Origin of the sequence: Actinophytocola sp. (genome assembly GCF_045807065.1) — a bacterium.
Taxonomy (GTDB): domain Bacteria; phylum Actinomycetota; class Actinomycetes; order Mycobacteriales; family Pseudonocardiaceae; genus Actinophytocola.
This window is the reverse complement of record NZ_JBJMIE010000201.1, coordinates 1-4,534: the sequence shown is the minus strand read 5'-3', so window position 1 is coordinate 4,534 and position 4,534 is coordinate 1. Positions and strand designations below refer to the sequence as shown.

At 68.9% G+C, this 4,534-nt stretch carries 3 protein-coding genes; 1 reads left to right on the top strand and 2 read right to left on the bottom strand.

Going from position 1 to position 4,534, the window contains the following annotated elements; translation table 11 throughout:
• Positions 1 to 1,504: glycerol kinase GlpK (glpK, locus tag ACJ73U_RS11755; RefSeq protein WP_407777607.1), on the bottom strand; the 1,504-nt coding region annotated here is incomplete at its 3' end.
• A 15-nt stretch (positions 1,505 to 1,519) separates the two neighbouring features.
• Entirely contained in the window at positions 1,520 to 2,269 is a 750-nt protein-coding gene (locus tag ACJ73U_RS11750; RefSeq protein ID WP_407777608.1) for an MIP/aquaporin family protein, read from the bottom strand.
• Between the two features lie 232 nt (positions 2,270 to 2,501).
• On the opposite strand from ACJ73U_RS11750, the gene ACJ73U_RS11745 reads away from it, so the two are divergent.
• A complete protein-coding gene (locus tag ACJ73U_RS11745) occupies positions 2,502 to 4,232 on the top strand; it encodes a glycerol-3-phosphate dehydrogenase/oxidase (protein ID WP_407777606.1) in 1,731 nt (576 codons plus the stop codon).
• Positions 4,233 to 4,534: the final 302 nt, after the last annotated feature.

The window sequence follows — 4,534 nt, the reverse complement described above, 5'->3', positions numbered from 1 at the left end:
CCGTGACCCAGTCGAAGGTCTTGGTCACGGCCTTCTTCCACTCCTTGAACGTGGCCTCGCGGGCCTCCTCGTCCATCGCCGGGTCCCACTGCTTGTCCTGGGCCCAGTTGTTGCGGATGTCGTCCTCGCCCGCCCAGAAGCCGACGGCCAGGCCCGCCGCGTACGCCGCGCCCAGTGCGGTCGTCTCCGCTACCACCGGGCGGATCACCGGCACGCCGAGGATGTCCGCCTGGAACTGCATCAGCAGCTCGTTGGCGACCATCCCACCGTCCACTTTGAGCGCGGTCAACGGCACGCCGGAGTCCGCGTTCATCGCGTCGATCACCTCGCGCGACTGGAACGCCGTCGCCTCCAGGACCGCCCGCGCGAGGTGGCCATTGTTCACGAACCTGGTCAGGCCGACGATCGCGCCGCGGGCGTCCGATCGCCAGTACGGCGCGAACAGGCCCGAGAACGCCGGCACGAAGTACGCGCCGCCGTTGTCCTCCACCGACGCCGCCATCGCCTCGATCTCGGGTGCGGAGCCGATGATGTTGAGGTTGTCGCGAAGCCACTGAACGAGTGAACCGGTTACCGCGATCGAGCCTTCCAACGCGTACACCGGGTCATTGGTGCCGATCTTGTAGCAGACCGTCGTCAGCAGGCCGTTCTGCGACGACACCTTTTCGTTGCCCGTGTTCAGCAGCACGAAGTTGCCCGTGCCGTACGTGTTCTTGGCCTCGCCGACCGACAGGCACGCCTGGCCGAACGTCGCCGCCTGCTGGTCGCCCAGAATGCCCGCGATCGGCACGCCCGCCAGCGCGCCCCGCTCCCTGACCTTGCCGTACTCCTCCGACGACGACCTGATCTCCGGCAGCATCGACAGCGGGACGCCCATGTCCTCGGCGATCGACGAGTCCCACGATAATGTCGACAAATCCATAAGTAGCGTGCGGGACGCGTTGGTCGGGTCGGTCACGTGCACGCCGCCCTCGGGACCGCCGGTCATGTTCCACAGCAGCCAGGTGTCCATGTTGCCGAACAGCAGCTCGCCGGCCTCCGCACGCTGCCGGGCGCCCTCGACGTTGTCCAGGATCCACCGGATCTTCGGCCCGGAGAAGTACGTCGCGAGCGGCAGGCCGGTCTTCGCCTTGTACCGGTCCTGGCCGCCGCCGAGCGCCTCCAACTCCGCGCAGATCCGGTCCGTTCGCGTGTCCTGCCAGACGATCGCGTTGTACACGGGCTTGCCGGTCGAGCGATCCCACACCACCGCGGTCTCGCGCTGGTTGGTGATGCCGACGGCGACGACGTCCGTCGCGCTCAGGTCCGCCTTCGCCAACGCGCCGGCCGCCACCTCGCGGGTGTTGCGCCAGATCTCCTCCGGGTCGTGCTCGACCCAGCCGGCCTTCGGGAAGATCTGCTCGTGCTCCATCTGGTCGACCGACACGACTTCACCCGCATGGCTGAAGATCATGCAGCGGGTGGACGTGGTGCCCTGGTCGATCGCGGCCACATAGCTCGTCATGACTTGTTCGCTCTCCTAGGAAGTCGGCAGGATCTGGTACAGCAGGCCGGCGAGCACACCACCGATGAGCGGGCCGGCGACCGGCACCCACGAGTAGTTCCACTCCGGGCTGCCCTTGCCCCGGATGGGCAGCACCGCGTACGCGATCCGTGGTGCGAGGTCACGCGCCGGGTTGATGGCGTACCCCGTCGGACCACCGAGCGAGGCGCCGATCGACACGACGACGAACGCCACCGCCGCGTAGCCGAGCGCGCCGTTGCCGAACACCGGGACGCCGTCCTCGCCCGTCTTGGCCGCCGGGCTGAGCAGGATCCAGAAGACCAGCACGAACGTGCCGATGATCTCGGTGACGAGGTTCCACCCGTAGCTCGGCACGGTCGGCCCGGTGCAGAAGATGCCGCGTGTGCCGGCGGGGTCGTCGTGCGTGTCGAACTGCAGCTTGTAGGCGAGCCACGCGAGGGTCGCGCCGATGAACGCGCCGACGAACTGCCCCAGCAGGTAGGCGGGGACGTAAGCCCAGCCGAAGTTGGAGTGCCCGGTGGCGATCAGGCCGAGCGTGACCGCCGGGTTGAGGTGCGCGCCGGACGGGTTGGCGATGCTCGCCCCGACGAACACCGCGAAACCCCAGCCGAAGTTGACCAGCAGCCAGCCGCCGTTGTTACCGAGGGTGTTCTTCAGTACCACGTTCGCGACCACACCGGCGCCCAGCAGGATCAGCCCCGCGGTGCCCAACAGCTCCCAGAGAAATATCTCGCCGAAGTTCAGATCCACGACCACTCCTTCGCCGCTGAAGGGGCAGGCGGACCGCCGACCGTCGGGTGCGGCGTCGGTGCCTACCCGCTTTCGGACGCTACGACTGCCAAGGTCAACTTGTCCAGACGGGGAAAGGGGGACGCCGTGTTGCGGAGACGCACGCGCCGAGTTACAGACCAGGCTCGCGGGGCATTTCGCCGGTAGCGTGGTGGACGTCCAACAGGAGCAGTGCGAGGAGGAGCCCGTGACAGCGGACACTACCGGCGGTCGCCTGGGCACCGCCGAACGGGAGGAAGCCTGGCAGCGGCTGGGCTCGGAGACGTTCGACCTCGTGGTCATCGGCGGCGGCGTGGTCGGCGTCGGCACCGCGCTGGACGCCGCGACGCGTGGTCTGCGGGTGGCGCTGGTCGAGGCCCGGGACCTGGCGTCCGGCACGTCGAGCCGGTCGTCGAAGCTTTTCCACGGCGGGCTGCGGTACCTGGAGCAGCTCGAGTTCGGCCTGGTGCGGGAGGCACTGCGGGAGCGGGAGCTGATGCTCACCCGGTTGGCACCCCATCTGGTGAAGCCCGTGAGCTTCCTCTACCCGCTGACACATCGCGTGTGGGAGCGCCCGTACACCGCGGCCGGTCTGCTCCTGTACGACACGATGGGCGGCGCCCGGTCGGTGCCCGGCCAGAAACACCTGACCCGCGCGGGCGCCCTGCGAATGGTGCCGGCACTCAAGCGGTCGGCGCTGATCGGCGGCATCCGGTACTTCGACGCCCAGGCGGACGACGCCCGGCACACCATGACCGTGGCACGCACGGCCGCCCACTACGGCGCCGTGATCCGGACGTCCACGCAGGTCGTGGGCTTCATCCGGGAAGCGGACCGCGTCTCGGGCGTCCGCGTCCGCGACGTCGAGGACGGCCGCACCCTGGAGGTCCAGGCCAACGCGGTGATCAACTGCACCGGCGTGTGGACCGACGAGCTGCAGAAGCTCTCCGGCTCGCGCGGCCGGTTCCGGGTGCGCGCGTCCAAGGGCGTGCACATCGTGGTGCCGAGGGATCGGATCGTGTCCGAGTCGGGCCTGATCCTGCGAACGGAGAAGTCCGTGCTTTTCGTCATTCCGTGGCGAAATCACTGGATCGTGGGCACAACCGATACGGACTGGAACCTCGACCTGGCCCACCCCGCGGCCACGAAGGCCGACATCGACTACATCCTCCACCACGTCAACGAGGTACTGGCGACACCGCTGACCCACGACGACATCGAAGGCGTGTACGCGGGCCTGCGCCCACTGCTGGCGGGCGAGAGCGAGGAGACGTCGAAGCTGTCCCGTGAACACGCGGTGGCGAGGGTGTCCCCGGGCCTGGTAGCGATCGCGGGCGGGAAGTACACGACGTACCGGGTGATGGCGGCCGACGCGGTGGACGCGGCGTCGGCGGACCTCCCCGGCCGCCTGCAACCGTCGATCACCGACAAGGTCCCCCTGCTGGGCGCGGACGGCTACCACGCACTGGTCAACCAGGTAGACCAACTGGGCGCGAAGCACGGCCTGCACCCGTACCGCGTGCGGCACCTGCTGGACAGGTACGGCTCGCTGGTCCACGAGGTCCTGGCCCTGGCCGACAGCCGCCCGGAGTTGCTGCGCCCGCTGACGGCCGCACCGGACTACCTGCAGGTGGAGATCGTGTACGCGGCCTCCCACGAGGGCGCACTACACGTGGAGGACACCCTGGCAAGGCGCACCCGCATCTCGATCGAGTACCCCCACCGCGGCGTCGACTGCGCCGACCAGGTCGCCGGCCTGATGGGCGAAATCCTGGGCTGGTCCGAGGAGACGGTAACCCGCGAGGTGGACCTGTACAAAGCAAGGGTCGAAGCAGAACGCGACTCCCAAACCCAACCGGACGACCTGGCAGCCGACGCCAGCCGAGGCGCGGCCCCCGAAGCCCGCCCAGCCCTGCGCGAACCAGAACCGGCCAGCTAACCCCGCGAGCCTCGCACTGAGCACCCGCGAGTTGCGTTTTGGCGCCCACCCGGATGGACGCGAAAGCGGAACTCGCGGGTGCTGAACGCGAGACTCGCGGGTCCCGAACGCACAACTCGCCGGTCCCCAACGCGCAACTCGCGGGTGCCCAACGCAAGACTCGCACGTCCCGAACGCACAACTCGCCGGTCCCGAACGCACAACTCGCGCGTCCCGAACGCACAACTCGCGGGTGCCCAACGCGGAACTCGCGGGTGCGGAACGCGAGACTCGCGCGGGGCCGGGAAGGCACACGGGGGAGT